The sequence below is a fragment of the Azospirillum oleiclasticum genome (assembly GCF_013423485.1).
Classification (GTDB): Bacteria; Pseudomonadota; Alphaproteobacteria; order Azospirillales; family Azospirillaceae; genus Azospirillum; species Azospirillum oleiclasticum.
Genome location: NZ_JABFFR010000019.1, coordinates 1 through 15,585 on the forward strand (window position 1 = coordinate 1; position 15,585 = coordinate 15,585).

The window sequence follows — 15,585 nt, forward strand, 5'->3', positions numbered from 1 at the left end:
CGGCATCGCCGTCGCCGACAGCCCCGCCAGCCTCGGCTCCACCATGCTGAAGGTCCTGAACGGCTGATATGCAAGGGAGGCGGTGCCTCCCTGGCCTCCGACGCCGGGACTTGTGCGCCCCGCGACCCCATATGACCGGGGTCCGGGGCGCAACGGCCCCGGCGGAGGGTCGAGGGGGACAGTGATCCCCTCGAACAACGATAACATCAGGGAACCGGGCGAACCGCCCGGGCAAGACCATGTCGGTTAGTCTGGAGCAGTCCTCGTTCCTGTTCGGCCAGAACGCAGGCTTCATTGCCGAGCTCTACGCGCGTTTCCTGAAAGATCCGGCCTCGGTCGATCCGAGCTGGAACGGCTTCTTCAAGGAGCTGGACGACGACGCGCGCGCGGTGCTCGACGAGCTGCGCGGCGCCTCCTGGACTCCGGCCGAGGTCAACGGCTTCGCGACCGAGGACGCCGCGCCGGCGCTGACCGGTCCCGGCAACGGCGCCATGGTCGCCCACACCCAGATGATCTACGGCTCGCCCAGCCACGAGAATCTGCGCCAGGCCACGCTCGACAGCATCCGCGCCCTGATGCTGATCCGCGTCTACCGCGTGCGCGGCCACATGAACGCGCATTTCGACCCGCTGGAGCTGGAGAAGCGAGAGCCGCACCCGGAGCTGGATCCGGCGAGCTACGGCTTCGGCCCCGGCGACATGGACCGGCCGATCTTCCTGAACTACTCGCTCGGCCTCGAGACGGCGACTCTGCGCCAGATCCTGGACATCCTGCAGAAGACCTACTGCGGGCACATCGGCGTCGAGTTCATGCACATCCAGGACGCCGAGGAGAAGGCCTGGATCCAGGAACGCATCGAGGGCGGGCGCAACCACACCGACTTCACCGTCAACGGCAAGCGCGCCATCCTGGAGCGGCTGACGGCGGCGGAGAGCTTCGAGAAGTTCCTCCAGCTCAAATACACCGGCACCAAGCGCTTCGGCCTCGAGGGCGGCGAGAGCATGATCCCCGCGCTGGAGCAGATCCTGAAGCGCGGCCACCAACTCGGCCTCAAGGAGGTGGTGCTGGGCATGGCCCACCGCGGCCGCCTGAACGTGCTGGCGAACTTCGTCGGCAAGCCCTTCACCGCCATCTTCTCGGAGTTCCAGGGCAACCCGTCCACCCCCGACGAGGTGCAGGGCTCCGGCGATGTGAAGTACCATCTGGGCACCTCCAGCGACCGCGACTTCAACGGCGCCACCGTCCACCTGTCGCTGACCGCCAACCCCTCGCACCTGGAATGGGCCAACCCGGTGGTGGTCGGCAAGGTGCGCGCCAAGCAGCAGCAGCGCGGCGACCTTGAACGCGAGCAGGTGATGGGCATCCTGCTGCACGGCGACGCCGCCTTCGCCGGGCAGGGCATCGTGGCCGAGACGCTGGGCCTGTCGGAGCTGCGCGGCTACCGCACCGGCGGCACCGTGCATTTCGTGATCAACAACCAGATCGGCTTCACCACGAACCCGCAATACTCGCGCTCCGGCGTCTACTGCACGGACATGGCGAAGATGGTGCAGGCGCCGATCTTCCACGTGAACGGCGACGACCCCGAAGCGGTCGTGCATGTCAGCCGCATCGCCATCGAGTTCCGGCAGAAGTTCAAGCGCGACGTCGTCATCGACATGGTCTGCTACCGCCGGCACGGCCACAACGAGGGTGACGAGCCGGCCTTCACCCAGCCGCTCATGTACAAGGTGATCCGCAGCCACCCGACGACGCGCGACCTGTACGCCCGGCAGCTCGTCCAGGAGAACGTGATCACCCAGGCCGAGGCCGACCAGGTCACCAGCGACTTCATGAAAAAGCTGGAGGCCGATTTCGAGGCCGCGACCTCCTACAAGGTCAACAAGGCCGACTGGCTGGAAGGCAAGTGGGCCGGCCTGACCACCGCCCCCGGCGAGGAGGATCGCCGCGGCAACACCGCCGTGCCGATGGACCTGCTCAAGGAGATCGGCAACAAGCTGTGCCAGGTGCCGAACGGCTTCGGCATCAACGCCAAGATCGCCCGCCAGCTCGAGGCCAAGAAGAAGTCGATCGAGACGGGCGAGGGGCTGGACTGGGCGACCGCCGAAGCGCTGGCCTTCGGTACGCTGCTGCTCGAGGGCAACAGCGTCCGGCTGTCCGGCCAGGATTCGGGCCGCGGCACCTTCTCGCACCGTCACGCCGTGGTCTACGACCAGGCGACGGAGGAGAAGTACATCGCGCTGCAGCATCTGCACCCGGACCAAGCGACCTTCGAGGTGCACGACAGCCCGTTGTCGGAAGCGGCCGTCGTCGGCTTCGAGTACGGCTATTCGCTGGCCGATCCGCAGACGCTGACGTTGTGGGAGGCGCAGTTCGGCGACTTCGCCAACACCGCGCAGACCATCATCGACCAGTTCATCAGCTCCGGCGAGTCCAAGTGGCTGCGCATGTCCGGTTTGGTGCTGCTGCTGCCGCACGGTTACGAAGGCCAGGGGCCCGAGCACTCCTCGGCCCGCGTCGAGCGCTTCCTGCAGATGTCGGCGGAGGACAACTGGCAGATCGTCAACTGCACGACGCCGGCCAACTACTACCACGCCCTGCGCCGGCAGATGCGCCGCAACTTCCGCAAGCCGCTCGTCGTGATGACGCCGAAGTCGCTGCTGCGCCACAAGCTCGCGGTGTCCTCGCTGGCCGACATGGCGGAGGGGTCGTCCTTCCACCGCGTGCTGCCGGACGCTCTGCCCGACCTCGCCCCGGCCGAGCAGGTGCGCCGCGTCGTCATCTGCACCGGCAAGGTCTATTACGACCTGTTCCAGGAGCGCGAGGCGCGCAAGCTGACCGACGTGGCGATCCTCCGGCTGGAGCAGATGTACCCGTTCCCGCGCACCGCCCTCACCAAGGAACTGGCGAAGTACCCGAACGCCGACGTGGTGTGGTGCCAGGAGGAGCCGGAGAACCAGGGCGGCTGGTTCTTCGTGGACCGCCGCATCGAGGATTGCCTGTCGGCGACCGGGAACAAGGCCCGCCGGCCGCGCTATGTCGGCCGTCCGCCGGCGGCGTCGCCCGCGACAGGGCTGCTGAAGCGGCACAACAAGGAACAGGCCAAGCTCGTCGATGACGCGCTGACCGTGAGCTGACCGGACCCCGGGCGAAGAACAAGAAGCGAGAGGATCTCATGGCTACGGAAATCAAGGTCCCCACCCTGGGCGAGTCGGTCAGCGAGGCGACCGTCGCCCGCTGGCTCAAGCAGGTCGGCGCCACCGTCGCGGTGGACGAGCCGTTGGTCGAGCTCGAGACCGACAAGGTGACGCTGGAGGTCAACGCGCCGGCCGCCGGCACCCTGACCGAGATCGTCGCCGCGGAAGGCTCCAACGTCGGCGTCGCCGCCCTGCTCGGCGTGATCGCAGACGGCGCCGCCGCCCCGGCCGGGCCCGCCAAGCCGGCCCCCGCCGCGACACCCGCGCCGGCTCCGGCCGCCGCCCCGGCCCCGGCCCCCACCCCGACCAAGGCCGCCGAGGCGAAGGACAGCGGGCCCGCCGCCCGCAAGATCCTGGAAGAGAACAAGGTCGACGCCGCCTCCGTCGCCGGCACCGGCAAGGACGGCCGCGTCACCAAGGGCGACGTGATCGCGCATCTGGAGAAGCCGGCCGCATCCGCTGCCGCCGCTCCGGCTCCCGCCGCCGCCCCGGCACCGAAGTTCCAGTGGGCCGCCGGCACCCAGGGCGAGCGTCCGCGCGCCCAGCAGGAGGAGCGGGTGCGCATGACGCGCCTGCGCCAGCGCATCGCCGAGCGCCTGAAGGAGGCGCAGAGCACCGCCGCCATGCTGACCACCTTCAACGAGGTGGACATGTCCAGCGTCATGGCGCTGCGCAACGAGTACAAGGACCACTTCGAGAAGAAGCACGGTGTGAAGCTCGGCTTCATGTCCTTCTTCGTGAAGGCCTGCATCCAGGCGCTGAAGGAAATCCCGGCGGTGAACGCCGAGATCGACGGCACCGATCTGGTCTACAAGAACTACTACGACATCGGTGTGGCGGTCGGCACCCCGCAGGGCCTCGTCGTTCCGGTGGTGCGCGACGCCGACCAGCTCAGCTTCGCCGGCATCGAGAAGGGCATCGGCGCCCTGGGCAAGAAGGCGCGTGACGGCAAGCTGTCGATGGACGAGCTGACCGGCGGCACCTTCACCATCTCCAACGGCGGCGTCTACGGGTCGCTGATGTCGACGCCGATCCTGAACCCGCCGCAGTCGGCCATCCTCGGCATGCACAAGACCATGGACCGCGCGGTCGTGGTGAACGGCAAGGTCGAGGTGCGGCCGATGATGTATCTGGCGCTGTCCTACGACCACCGCATCATCGACGGCAAGGAGGCGGTGACCTTCCTCGTCCGCGTGAAGGAGTGCATCGAGGACGCGCGCCGGCTGCTGCTGGACGTGTGACCGGGTCGCACCGACACGGTGTCGCGCCAGGGGGCGGGTCGAAGGGCCCGCCCCCTTTCGCGTGAGGAGGCACGGGCATGACGCCGACGCACCCACCGGCCGCGCTGCTCGATGCCTGCGTGTTGTTCGGCCCGCCCCTGCGGGCCCTGCTGGTCGCGCTGGCGCAGGCCGGGCTCTTCCGTGCCCTGTGGACGGACGACATCGTCCGCGAATGCGAGACGGCGCTGCGCCGGCACTCCGGCGGCGGGATTCATCTCGATCGCGCCCTGCCCGGCGGTCGGATCGACGGCTACGACCATCTCGTCCCCGGCCTCTCCTTGCCCGACCCCGACGACCGCCATGTGCTGGCCGCCGCCGTCGCCGCGGGTGCGCACACCATCGTCACCTGGAACCGGCGTGATTTCCCGGCCGCCGCCCTGCGTCCTTATGGCATCACGGCGCTGGACCCGGACTCCTTCATCCTGCACCTGATCACGAGCGACCGCTTCGCCGTTCTGGAAACGATGCGGCAGCACCGCGCCACCCTGCGCGCCGAGCGCTTGTTCCGGACGGCGAAGGCCCTGACGCCATGGCTGGACCAGCCCTGACCCCCGACACCGGCCGCGACGCCGCCACCCTTCTGCGGGAGGCGGAGGTGCGGGCGGAGCGCACCGTGGGAACATTGCGGATGGCCGTGTCGGCGGCGTTGGCGCTGACCTTCCTGGTCGCCGTGCTCGGCACGGTGCCCGAGGACAACGCCATGCTGGAACGGCAGCTCCTCGCCGCCGGCACCACCCTGGGAACGTATTTCCTGTTCGGTGCGGCCACCGTCCGGCTGGCGGGAAGGCACCGGGTGTGGCCGTGGCTGGGGTGGGTGTTCGCGGCCGTCGATGTGCTGTTCGTCGCGGTGAATGTTCATCTGACGGCGCGCAACACCGGCCTGCCGACCAACTTCGGGGCGGGCTTTCCGGTGGTCTGGCTGGCGCCGCTGGTCCTGGCCTTCGGGGCATTGCGCTACAACCCCTGGTTCCAGGGCTTCCAGGTGGCGTTGCTCGCCCTCGGGCTCGTCCTCATGATCGCCACCGGCGAGTTGCATGATGTGCCGCAGGACTCGACGCCGGCGGCGCTCGGCTATTTCTTCGGGGTGCCGCCCAACGCCATGCGCGGGGCCATGCTGCTGCTGGCCGGCGTGGTGCTGGTGCTGGCCGCGGCACGGGCGCGCGGGCTGTTGCGCCGGGCGCTGGAGGAGGCGCGGCGGCGCACCAACCTCACCCGCTACCTGCCGCCGCAGATCGCCGGGCGCCTTGCCGACCTGCCGGCGGCGGAGTTGCGGGCCGGCCGGCGGCAGGTGGTGACCGTGCTGTTCTGCGACGTGCGCGGCTTCACCGCACGCGCTGAGGGGATGGACCCGGCCGCCCTGTCGGCCTTCGTCACCGGCTTCCGCGCCGCGATCACCCGCGCGGCGGAATGCACGGACGGGGTGATCGACAAGTTCGTGGGCGATGGCGCCATGCTGGTGTTCGGCGTGCCCGATCCGCGGCCGGACGACGCCGCCCGCGCGCTGGCCTGCGCCGAAGCCCTGCCGCGCGAGGTCGCCGCCTGGGATCCGGCGGTGCGGGTGGGTGTGGGGATGCATCACGGGCCGGTCTTCTGCGGCGCGGTCGGCGACGACAGCCGGCTGGAATACACGGTGCTGGGCGACACGGTGAACGTCGCGGCCCGGCTGGAGCAGCTCACCAAATCCGCCGGTTTCACCATCGTCGCCAGCGCCGACGCGCTGGGCGCGGCCGGGATACGCCCGGAGGCGGAAGGCTGGACCCCGCTGCCGGCCGAGCCGTTGCGCGGGCGCAACCAGCCGGTGAAGCTTTTCGGCCGGGCACCCCGTTAGGGCTTCCGGGCGGTTTTCTTTCGCGTATGGTGGGCCGTCCGCGCCCCGGAAGGATGCTCCCGATGACCGACGCACGCCCCAGCCTCTCCGACGCCGTCCGCCAGTTCCGCGGGGGCGACCTGCCGGGTGCCGAGGCCGCGGCGCGCTCCGTGCTGGCGGGAGAACCGCGCAACGCCCAGGCGCTGCACATCCTGGCGCTGGTCGCCGCCCGCGCCGGACGCACCGACGCCGCCTTGGAGATCCTGGACGAGGCGGCCGAGGCAGAACCGTCCGACCCGTCGATCCACAACAGCCGCGGCAGCCTGCTCTTCCAGCTCGACCGGGTGGCGGAGGCCGAGCCGGCCTTCCGCCGGTCGGTGGAGGCCAACAGCCGGCTGCCGGAATCGCACGGCAACCTGGGCAATGTCCTTAAGGCGCTGGGCCGGCTGGAGGAGGCGGAGGCCTGCTTCCGCACCGCCCTGGCGCTGCGCCCGGACGCGCCGGAGATGCAGAATTTCCTGGCCGCCACCCTGCGCGACCTCGGCCGGCTGGAGGAGGCGGAGTCATTGCTGCGCCAGGCGCTGGATCTGGCCCCGGACTATCTGGAGGCGCGCTACAACCTCGCCGAGGCGCTGTCCACGCTGGGCCGGCTGGAGGAGGCGGAGGAAGCCTTCCGCACGGTCCTCGGCCACGCGCCGGGCTTCGTGCCCGCCCACATCGGGCTGGCCCACGCGCTGCACAGCCTGGACCGCGCCGAGGAGGCCATCGAGGCCATCGAGGCCGCCCGCGCGCTGGCGCCCGAGCACCACATGGTGCAGTTCACCCGCCGGCTGATCCATTCCAACGCGGTGCCCGCCTGGCACCTGCCGATGATCAACGATCACGAGCGCAACCACGCCTACGACGCCGCGCTGCGGCGGGCGGTGAAGCCGGACAGTCTGGTGCTGGAGATCGGCACGGGGTCGGGCATCGTCGCCATGATGGCGGCGCGCGCCGGGGCGAGGGCGGTGGTGACCTGCGAGGTCAACCCGGTGCTGGCCCGCGTGGCGGCGGAGAGCGTGGCCCGCAACGGCTACGCCGACCGCGTCACCGTGGTGCCCACCCTGTCCACCCGGCTGACCGTCGGCGCGGAGCTGCCGGAGAAGGCCGACGTCTTCGTGTCGGAGCTGATCAACATCGGCATGCTGGCCCCGCGCATGCTGTCGGTGCTGCAGCACGCGCGCACACATCTGGTGAAGCCGGGCGCCGCCATCATCCCGCGCGCCAGCACCGTCTACGGCATGCTGGTGGAGGCACCGGAACTCGCCCGCATCAACCCGGTGCGGGAGATCGATGGGTTCGACATGTCGGCCATGGACGTGTTCCGCTCCCCCGGCTACCAGCCCATCGACCTCGCCGCCGACGCGCATGTCCGGCTGTCCGATGATTTCACAGCGCTCGACTTCGACTTCACCCGGACCATGCCGGAGGAGGGCGAACGCAGCGTCGTGGTGACCGTGACCACGGCCGGCACCGCGCATGGCGTGGCCTTCTGGTTCGACCTGTTGATGGACGAGGAGGTCGTCTACCACTCCGCCAGCCTCAGCCGTACCAACCACTGGAAGCAGGCCATCACCTTCTTCGAGCGGCCCATCCCGGTGAACACCGGCGACCGGCTGACCATCGTCGCCCGCTACGACGCCAACCAGATCGCCTTCGGCCTCGGCGCCCCTCCCGGTTGAATCCATCCCTGAGAACGCATACAATCCTAACCGGTGGATCGGGGAGCGGGCGGATGAGCAGCGACGAGCGCATGGACCGGATGGAAGTGCGGATGGACCGCATGGAGAACGACATCGCGACCCTGAAGCACGATGTCGCGGACCTTATGCGCGGCCAGGCCGAGATCAAGTCCACCCTCTCCCTCATGTCCAACCTGCTGGCACGCATCGATGGCCGTATGGACGAGCAGCGCGCCACCATCAACGCCCTGATCCCTGTCCGCATCGCCGCCGTCCCGCCGGCGGCTGCATGACGCTCGACCGACGGGCGGTCGCCGCCTGGTGCCTGTACGACTGGGCCATGTCGGCCTTCAACACGGTGGTCGGCACCTTCATCTTCTCCGTCTATTTCACCAGCGCGGTGGCCGAGAGCGAGGTGGCCGGGACGACCGCCTGGAGCCGCGCCATGGCCATCTCCGGCTTGGCGATCGCGGTGTTGAGCCCGATGCTGGGCGCCATCGCCGACCAGGCCGGCCGGCGCAAACCCTGGCTGGCGCTGTTCACCGGCATCTGCCTGGCCGGCACGGTGGCGCTGTGGTGGGTGCGGCCGGACCCGTCGAACGTGGTGCTGGCGCTGGTTGGTGTGGCGGTCGCCACCACCGCCTTCGAGCTGGCCGGCGTCTTCTACAACGCCATGCTGCCGGCCCTGTCGCCGCCGCACATGCTGGGAAGAATCTCCGGCTGGGGCTGGGGTGTGGGCTATTTCGGCGGGCTCGCCTGTCTGGTGCTGGCGCTGTTCGGCTTCGTGCAGGCGGACGGGCTGTTCACCGGCTGGATCGGGACGGAGGCCCAGGCGAACGTGCGCGCCACCTCCGTGCTGGTCGCCGTATGGTACGCACTGTTCGCGCTGCCGCTGTTCCTGTTCGTGCCCGACACGCCGGCCACCGGCCGGCCGTTGGGGGCGGCCGTGCGCGACGGCATCGGCATGCTGGGCCGAACCCTGAGGTATCTGCGCGGCAACGGGAACCTCGTGCGCTGGTTCATCGCCAGCGCCCTTTACCGCGACGGCATCAACACCATCACCGCCTTCGGCGGCATCTACGCCGCCGGCACCTTCGGCATGGGTTTCGAGGAGATCGTGATCTTCGCCATCGTGCTGAACGTGTTCGCCGGCACCGGGGCCATCGGCTTCGCGTGGCTCGACGACTGGTTCGGGGCCAAACGGGTCATCCTCGTCAGCGTCCTGGCCCTGTGCGTGACCGGGGCGGCGCTGCTGATGGTGACGGAGAAGACGTGGTTCTGGGTGTTCGCGTTGGGGCTCGGGATCTTCTTCGGGCCGGCGCAGGCGGCCGGACGTTCCTTCATGGCACGGATGGCCCCGCCGGGCATGGTGACGGAGATGTTCGGGCTCTACAGCCTGACCGGCCGGGCGGTCGGCTTCGTCGGGCCGCTGGCGCTGGGCTTCGCGACGGAGGCGTTCGCCAGCCAGCGGGCGGGCATGGCCTCGGTGCTGATCTTCTTCGTGATCGGATTCGCGCTGATGCTGACGGTGCGCGAGCCCGCAAGCCCCCCCTTGCGACCGGAAGTCGCGCATTGACGGGCGGTTTCAGCCGACGTTCGCTGGCATCCGCTCACGCTGCGGTGCACAATGATGCTTTCTGGATGGAACAGCCATGCTGCACATCAAGGACATCGAGGCGTTCGCCCGCATCAACGAGGCGCTGGCGCGCCGCACCGACGGCGATGCCGCCCGCTCCCGGCCACCGGCCACCGAACCGCCGCCCGAGGAAAACGCCGGGGAGATATCAGGCTACGGCTGCGTCTTCGACGTGCGGGCCCTGCCGCCCGGCCCGGCGCGATTCTTCGGGCGCTTGTTCCGGAGCCGATGACGGCTCCAGGTTCGTCTTGACCGGGACGGCGGAGCGACCATCTAATGGGCTGTCGGTGCCGGCCTCGGCCGGGCCGCGATGCGAAATGGGCGCCGGATGACGGGCCCACGCTGCAACTCGCTCGCCCTTCGAGGAGGCTGCGCCATGTCCACGCGTCTTTCCCTGTTCAACAGTCCCCTTCTGCTCGGCTTCGATCAGTTCGAGCGCACGCTCGACCGCATCGCCAAGAATTCCGCCGAAGGCTATCCGCCCTACAACATCGAGCAGATCGGTGACGACGGGCTGCGGATCACGCTGGCGGTGGCGGGCTTCACCGCCGATGACCTGTCGGTCCAGATCGAGGACAACCAGTTGGTCATCCGCGGCCGTCAGCAGGACGACAAGTCGCGCATCTACCTGCACCGCGGGATCGCGGCGCGGCAGTTCCAGCGCAGCTTCGTGCTGGCCGAGGGGATCGAGGTCGTGGGGGCCAGCATCGACAACGGCCTCCTGAACATCGACCTGAAGCGGCCCCTGCCGGAACCCAAGGTCCGCACCATCAAGATCGAGCAGCCCAGGCCCGGCGACGCCGACGGACCGCAGCCGCGGACGATCGACGTGTCGCCGGATCGCTCCGGCGGCTGAACGACCGGCCTGACCCCGCACCCGACGGGCGGGCAAGCCATTCGACCTCGCGAAAGACAAGCGATCATGAACCATCCCAGCATCACCATCCTCCGCCAACTGTCGCCGCAGGACTTCGCCACGTTCGGCGTGGATCATGTGGCCTATGTGAAGCCGGTGACGGTCGAGGGGGCGGCGGCCTTCGCCATCCACGCGGCCGACGGCACCCCGCTGACCGTCCTTCCCGCGCGGGACGTGGCCTTCGCAACGGTGCGCCAGAACGACATGGAACCGCTCAGCGTCCACTGAACCCGCGTCCCTATGTCCCTGAAGCCATGGCGCGGGAGCCTTCGGCTCTTGCCACGCCATGGCTTCAGGCTATCTTGGGAGAGTATATAATCCAGCGAGTGTGTGAGACGAAGCCGTGAATGACCGGCACGAGGACAGCGACGGTCAGGCAGCGTCGGCACCCGCCCAGGAACAGGCACCGCGCCGCCGTGCCTGGAACGACGAGGCGCGCGATTCCCTGCACATCTTGCCGCTGTCGGCGCTTCCGTTGGAAACGCCGGGGCTCCAGCACGCCCGCCTAATCAAGAATGTGCGGTTGCAGACCGTTATCGAGATGTTCAACGATGCCCAGGCCGGCAGTGGCCAGGTGGCGCCGCGGCAGGTGGCGGTCTATTTCGAGTCGTACCAGGAGCAGGTCGAGCGCGATCTGGTGAAGATCGAGAAGATCGCGCAGGCCGCCAGCTTCGACGTCTACACCTCGCGGATCGAACTGCGCCGCCTCAACATCAACGTCAACGATCACGAGGCGCTGACCCTGTCGGCCAAGAAGAAAGCCGAACTGACCCAGTACATGCGCGTCTTCACCCGCCCGCTGATCGAATGCGTTTACGGGTCGGAGGAAGTGAACATCAACAGCGTCGATGATCTGATCCGGATGTTCGCCACTCCCAACAGGGATGAGGCGCTGCGCAATCTGCGGATGATGGCCGACCGGCTGGATGTGGCGTTGCAGGAGATCCCCCAGTTCCTGGAGGAGTATGGCGACATCTTCCTGTCGCTGGCCTATTTCCGCAAATGCCTGGACGAGATCGTGCCGGAGGTCCAGAAGTTCCTGACCTGGATGTCCGAGGTGCGCTCGTCGCAGGAGGTCAAACGCGATTCGCGGCAGTGCAAGATGCTGGACGAGATCAATCGCGACCTGACGGACATCTCCACCTCGATCACCGGCCGGTTCGAGAGCTTCGACAACCGCACGCGCGACTTCTGGAAGGACATCAACGCCCAGACCTTCCGGCAGATCCGCGAGCTGATCGCCGCCCATCACGTCACCATCGGCGGTGTGCTGTGCGGGCTGGAGGTGAAGATGAACCTGTGGAAGACCCGCTTCGCGCGCGGTGGCGGTGGCCCCAACCGCCGGCTGGAGTTCATCAAGTCGGAGATCCTGCCGGGCCTCTCCCACATCAAGTCGCTGGAACAGTCGGCCCGCACGCAGGGCGCCTGACGGCGGCCCCCGCCCGGTGGTGGTGCGGACGGCGGGAGTTGAACCCGCACTTCCTTTTGCGTCGGAAAGCAGATTTTCCTGCCACTTCGGCTTTCGCCGCCGTCCGGCAAGCCGGACGTTCGTGGTCTGGACTATCCCTTCACCATGATCCCGGCGGCGAAACCGCCAAGATTTTAGGTGCCGCCCGTCTAGTCTCTACACCTTCACCGTCCGGCGGAACCGGGCGGAGCTTGGCTCGGGATTGGCATGGATCATAAGGATCCGAAGCGTTCCCCGACTTTGAGCGGTTCTGCACCGCGGATTTCCCTGCGGGCACTCCAATTGAAGTCTGCTGTGTCTACCGTTCCACCACGCCCGCAAGTGCACATCTCCGACCGAGAACGCGCCATGGTCAATTGTTTCCAAGAAGAAACAATTGACGAGTTGCATACTCATGTATGTTTCTCGCCGGGTTATACGCATTGCTATGACGAATGGGGGTGTGAGGTCAAGCCCGTGCGCAACGCTCCGTGGTTCCCCATATCGGCCTTTCGGGACCTATGGCAGCGGAGACACGGGTATGGACGAGGCAGGTTGGCTGCAGCTGGTGGCGTTGTTGATGGTGGCCATTCTGGTTGTTCCAGCGGCATTGAGGCGCAACCGGGGGACATGGCTGCAATACGCGGCCGTTTGGCTCGCCATCATCACGGCGCTGGTCTTCGCGTGGGAAAGCTTCGGCCCCTTCTGAGCCTGCCGGCGCGATGGCACCCGGTCAGGGGCGCCGGTCCTCGTTCAGCGTCATGATCCCGATGCCCATGGCAACGCTGCCGAAGGTGACGATCAGCCCGAAGAACAGCATGATCGTCGCCACCAGTCCATGCTCGCTGGTGGCGATCAGCGTGCCGATCCGCGCGATGTCGAGGATCAGGATGCCGAGCCCCAGCACGATCGCCCCGGCCGCCCCGGACGCCAAGTGCTTCAGCAGGAACAGGACGGCGGCCTTCTCGAAGGGTTTCATGACGGTTGACTTCATGAGGGAGGCTCCCACCCAGTCACATGGTATTGTTTAGTGTCCCGACAATACGTGATCCGACATTTGTCGGAGACTATCCCTTGGCGCCGAGCGTGACGGTGGGGGTACCACCCAACCGCCGGACGATGTCGGCGAGTTCCGCCGTCGCCGCGTCCAGCCGCGCCTCGTCCGTCCCGCGCAGCACCAGGCTGACGCCGAAGTAGCCGGCCCGGAAATAGGGATAGCTGCCGATCTCCAGATCGCCATAGCGGTCCTGCAACGCGCCGAGCTCGGCGGCGATGGTGCCTTCGGCCAGCTCGCAGCTCACCGTCCGCGCGTGCACGGGCGGGCCGCCCTGGAGCGCCGGCAGCACACCGTCCAGCATCGCCCGCATGATGTTCGGCACCCCCGCCATGACGAAGACGTTGCCGATCCGGTAGCCGGGCGCGGCGCTGATGGGGTTGTCGACGAGCGTGGCACCGGCGGGGATGCGCGCCATGCGCAGCCGTGCCTCGTTGAGCTGGCCGGCGGCGTAATGCGCCTCCAGCCGGGCCACCGCGTCCGGATTCAGCTCCAGCGCCACACCGAAAGCCTTGGCAACGCACTCCGACGTGATGTCGTCGTGGGTGGGGCCGATGCCTCCGGTGGTGAAGACGTAGCTGTGCTTGGCGCGCAGCGCGTTCACCGCGTCGATGATCTCCGCCTCCACGTCGGGCACCACGCGCGCCTCGCGCACGGGGATGCCAGCGGCGGCCAGCGTCTCGCCCAGATGCGGCAGGTTGGCGTCCTTGGTGCGGCCGGACAGGATTTCGTTGCCGATCACCAGGACGGCGGCGGTGGGGTTGGCAGCCGTAGGATTCGTGGAAGCGGGGTGATCGGCGCTCATCGGCGGGACCTCTCGGGGTTGGCAGGGCGGGGGTGGCGGCGGTTCCGGTATAGCAGGGGAAATGCGTGCGGTCGGTGCCAAAGTCACGCCCCCGCTCTTGCCGCCCGGCCATGCGCGGCGGTAGGGTCCGCCCATCATGCGCTTCCCCGCTCCGCTCGTTCCCGGCCGCCTCGTCCGCCGCTACAAGCGTTTCCTCGCCGAAGTCGATCTCGGCGGGGAGGTGGTGACCGCGCATGTGCCCAATTCCGGCAGCATGCTGGGGCTGGACGCGCCGGGCCTGCCGGTGTGGCTGTCGCGATCGTCCAACCCCGCCCGCAAGCTCGCCTGGACGCTGGAGCTCGTGGAGGCCGACGGCGGGCTGGTCGGCGTCAACACCGGCCACCCCAACGCGCTGGTCGCCGAGGCCATCGCCGCCGGCCGCATCCCGGAGCTGGCGGGCTATGCCCGGCTGCGGCGCGAGGTGAAGTACGGCCGCAATTCCCGCATCGACATCCTGCTGGAGGACGACGCCCGGCCGTCCGCCTATGTCGAGGTCAAGAACGTGCATCTGCGCCGGCCGGACCGCGGTTGCGGCCCCGCGGCCGAATTCCCGGACTGCGTGACGGCGCGCGGCGCCAAGCATCTGGAGGAGCTGGCCGCCATGGTCGCCGCCGGGGCGCGGGCAGTCATGGTCTATCTGGTGCAGCGCGGCGACTGCGACCATTTCCGGGTGGCCGCCGACATCGACCCCGTCTACGACGCCGGCCTCGCCCGCGCACGGGCCGCGGGGGTGGAGGCGTTGTGTTGGGCTTGCGAACTGACCCCGCAGTCTATTGAATTGGATCGGCCGTTGCCGCTGCGTCCCGCCGCCTGACGCGCTTATCGGATTCCGTCGAACGAAGGCTGACACCGTGGAACACACCGACCTCGATTCCCACCGCATCCGCCTGCACGGGCCGGAGGATTTCGAGGGCATGCGCCGCGCCGGCCGGCTGGCGGCGGAGACGCTCGACTTCATCACCCCCTATGTCGAGCCGGGCATCACCACGGGCGAGCTGGACCGGCTGTGCGAGCGCTTCATCCGCGACCATGGCGCCATCCCCGCCCCGCTCGGCTACCGCGGCTACCCCAAGGCGACCTGCATCTCGGTCAACCACGTCGTGTGCCACGGCATCCCCGGCGACAAGCGGCTGCGCGACGGCGACGCGCTGAACATCGACGTGACCGTGATCCTCGACGACTGGCACGGCGACACCAGCCGCATGTATCTGTGCGGCACCACCATCGCGAAGGAGACGCGGCGCCTGGTCGATGTGACCTACGAGTCGCTGATGATCGGCATCCGCAAGGTGCGCCCCGGGGCCACGCTGGGCGACATCGGCCACGCCATCCAGGTTTATGCCGAATCGCACCGCTTTTCCGTGGTGCGCGATTTCTGCGGGCACGGGCTGGGGCGGGTGTTCCACGAGCCGCCGTCGGTGCTGCATTTCGGCCGGCCGGGCCAGGGCGTGGTGCTGCGCGAGGGCATGTTCTTCACCATCGAGCCGATGATCAACGCCGGCCGGCAGGACGTGAAGATCCTGGGCGACGGTTGGACCGCGGTGACCCGGGACAAATCGCTGTCGGCGCAGTTCGAGCATTCCATCGGCGTGACCACCGACGGCTGCGAGATCTTCACCCTCTCGCCGGCCGGCCACACCAAGCCCCCCTACCCCGCGGCGGACGACGCCTGACCCCCGACGC

16 protein-coding genes are annotated in these 15,585 nt (G+C 68.5%); 14 read left to right on the forward strand and 2 right to left on the reverse strand.

Annotated features, from left to right (window positions below; all coding sequences use genetic code 11):
- The first annotated feature begins 239 nt into the window (after window positions 1-239).
- The 12 genes from HL658_RS18870 (at window position 240) to HL658_RS18925 (ending at window position 12,713) form a co-directional block, all read left to right on the forward strand.
- Window positions 240-3,137, forward strand: coding sequence for a 2-oxoglutarate dehydrogenase E1 component (locus HL658_RS18870; RefSeq protein ID WP_180284162.1), 2,898 nt, complete (start codon window positions 240-242; stop codon window positions 3,135-3,137).
- A gap of 38 nt (window positions 3,138-3,175) precedes the next feature.
- A complete protein-coding gene (gene odhB / locus HL658_RS18875) occupies window positions 3,176-4,438 on the forward strand; it encodes a 2-oxoglutarate dehydrogenase complex dihydrolipoyllysine-residue succinyltransferase (RefSeq protein ID WP_180284161.1) in 1,263 nt (420 codons plus the stop codon).
- A 77-nt stretch (window positions 4,439-4,515) separates the two neighbouring features.
- The gene (locus tag HL658_RS18880) at window positions 4,516-5,025 is read left to right on the forward strand and encodes a PIN domain-containing protein (protein ID WP_180284160.1); all 510 of its coding nucleotides are present in this window, start codon (window positions 4,516-4,518) and stop codon (window positions 5,023-5,025) included.
- Complete coding sequence (locus HL658_RS18885; RefSeq protein WP_180284159.1) at window positions 5,007-6,305, forward strand: adenylate/guanylate cyclase domain-containing protein; 1,299 nt, start codon at window positions 5,007-5,009, stop codon at window positions 6,303-6,305. Before HL658_RS18880 ends, HL658_RS18885 begins: the two co-directional genes overlap by 19 nt.
- A gap of 62 nt (window positions 6,306-6,367) precedes the next feature.
- A complete protein-coding gene (locus HL658_RS18890; RefSeq protein ID WP_180284158.1) occupies window positions 6,368-8,005 on the forward strand; it encodes a tetratricopeptide repeat protein in 1,638 nt (545 codons plus the stop codon).
- 53 nt (window positions 8,006-8,058) lie between these two features.
- A complete protein-coding gene (locus HL658_RS18895) occupies window positions 8,059-8,298 on the forward strand; it encodes a hypothetical protein (protein WP_180284157.1) in 240 nt (79 codons plus the stop codon).
- Window positions 8,295-9,581, forward strand: a complete 1,287-nt coding sequence (locus tag HL658_RS18900) for an MFS transporter (RefSeq protein ID WP_180284156.1) — start codon at window positions 8,295-8,297, stop codon at window positions 9,579-9,581. Before HL658_RS18895 ends, HL658_RS18900 begins: the two co-directional genes overlap by 4 nt.
- Before the next feature lie 76 nt (window positions 9,582-9,657).
- A complete protein-coding gene (locus HL658_RS18905) occupies window positions 9,658-9,873 on the forward strand; it encodes a hypothetical protein (RefSeq protein ID WP_180284155.1) in 216 nt (71 codons plus the stop codon).
- 144 nt (window positions 9,874-10,017) lie between these two features.
- A complete protein-coding gene (locus HL658_RS18910; RefSeq protein ID WP_180284154.1) occupies window positions 10,018-10,497 on the forward strand; it encodes an Hsp20 family protein in 480 nt (159 codons plus the stop codon).
- A gap of 66 nt (window positions 10,498-10,563) precedes the next feature.
- Window positions 10,564-10,785, forward strand: coding sequence for a DUF1150 family protein (locus tag HL658_RS18915; RefSeq protein ID WP_180284153.1), 222 nt, complete (start codon window positions 10,564-10,566; stop codon window positions 10,783-10,785).
- Between the two features lie 115 nt (window positions 10,786-10,900).
- Entirely contained in the window at window positions 10,901-11,986 is a 1,086-nt protein-coding gene (locus HL658_RS18920; protein ID WP_180284152.1) for a hypothetical protein, read from the forward strand.
- Between the two features lie 559 nt (window positions 11,987-12,545).
- A complete protein-coding gene (locus HL658_RS18925) occupies window positions 12,546-12,713 on the forward strand; it encodes a hypothetical protein (RefSeq protein WP_180284151.1) in 168 nt (55 codons plus the stop codon).
- Between the two features lie 24 nt (window positions 12,714-12,737).
- Here the strand turns inward: HL658_RS18925 and HL658_RS18930 are convergent, their stop codons facing one another.
- Both HL658_RS18930 and HL658_RS18935 read right to left on the reverse strand, forming a co-directional pair.
- Window positions 12,738-12,998: a hypothetical protein gene (locus tag HL658_RS18930; protein WP_246337714.1), complete on the reverse strand. Its 261-nt coding sequence runs from the start codon at window positions 12,996-12,998 to the stop codon at window positions 12,738-12,740.
- A 73-nt stretch (window positions 12,999-13,071) separates the two neighbouring features.
- Window positions 13,072-13,863 carry a competence/damage-inducible protein A gene (locus HL658_RS18935; protein WP_180284150.1) on the reverse strand — a complete coding sequence of 264 codons (792 nt, stop codon included), beginning with the start codon at window positions 13,861-13,863 and terminating at the stop codon, window positions 13,072-13,074.
- 136 nt (window positions 13,864-13,999) lie between these two features.
- Between HL658_RS18935 and sfsA the strand changes: the two genes are divergently transcribed.
- Together sfsA and map are read left to right on the forward strand one after the other, a co-directional pair.
- Window positions 14,000-14,716, forward strand: a complete 717-nt coding sequence (gene sfsA, locus HL658_RS18940) for a DNA/RNA nuclease SfsA (protein ID WP_180284149.1) — start codon at window positions 14,000-14,002, stop codon at window positions 14,714-14,716.
- A 37-nt stretch (window positions 14,717-14,753) separates the two neighbouring features.
- The gene (map, locus tag HL658_RS18945) at window positions 14,754-15,575 is read left to right on the forward strand and encodes a type I methionyl aminopeptidase (protein ID WP_180284148.1); all 822 of its coding nucleotides are present in this window, start codon (window positions 14,754-14,756) and stop codon (window positions 15,573-15,575) included.
- Window positions 15,576-15,585 lie beyond the last annotated feature (10 nt).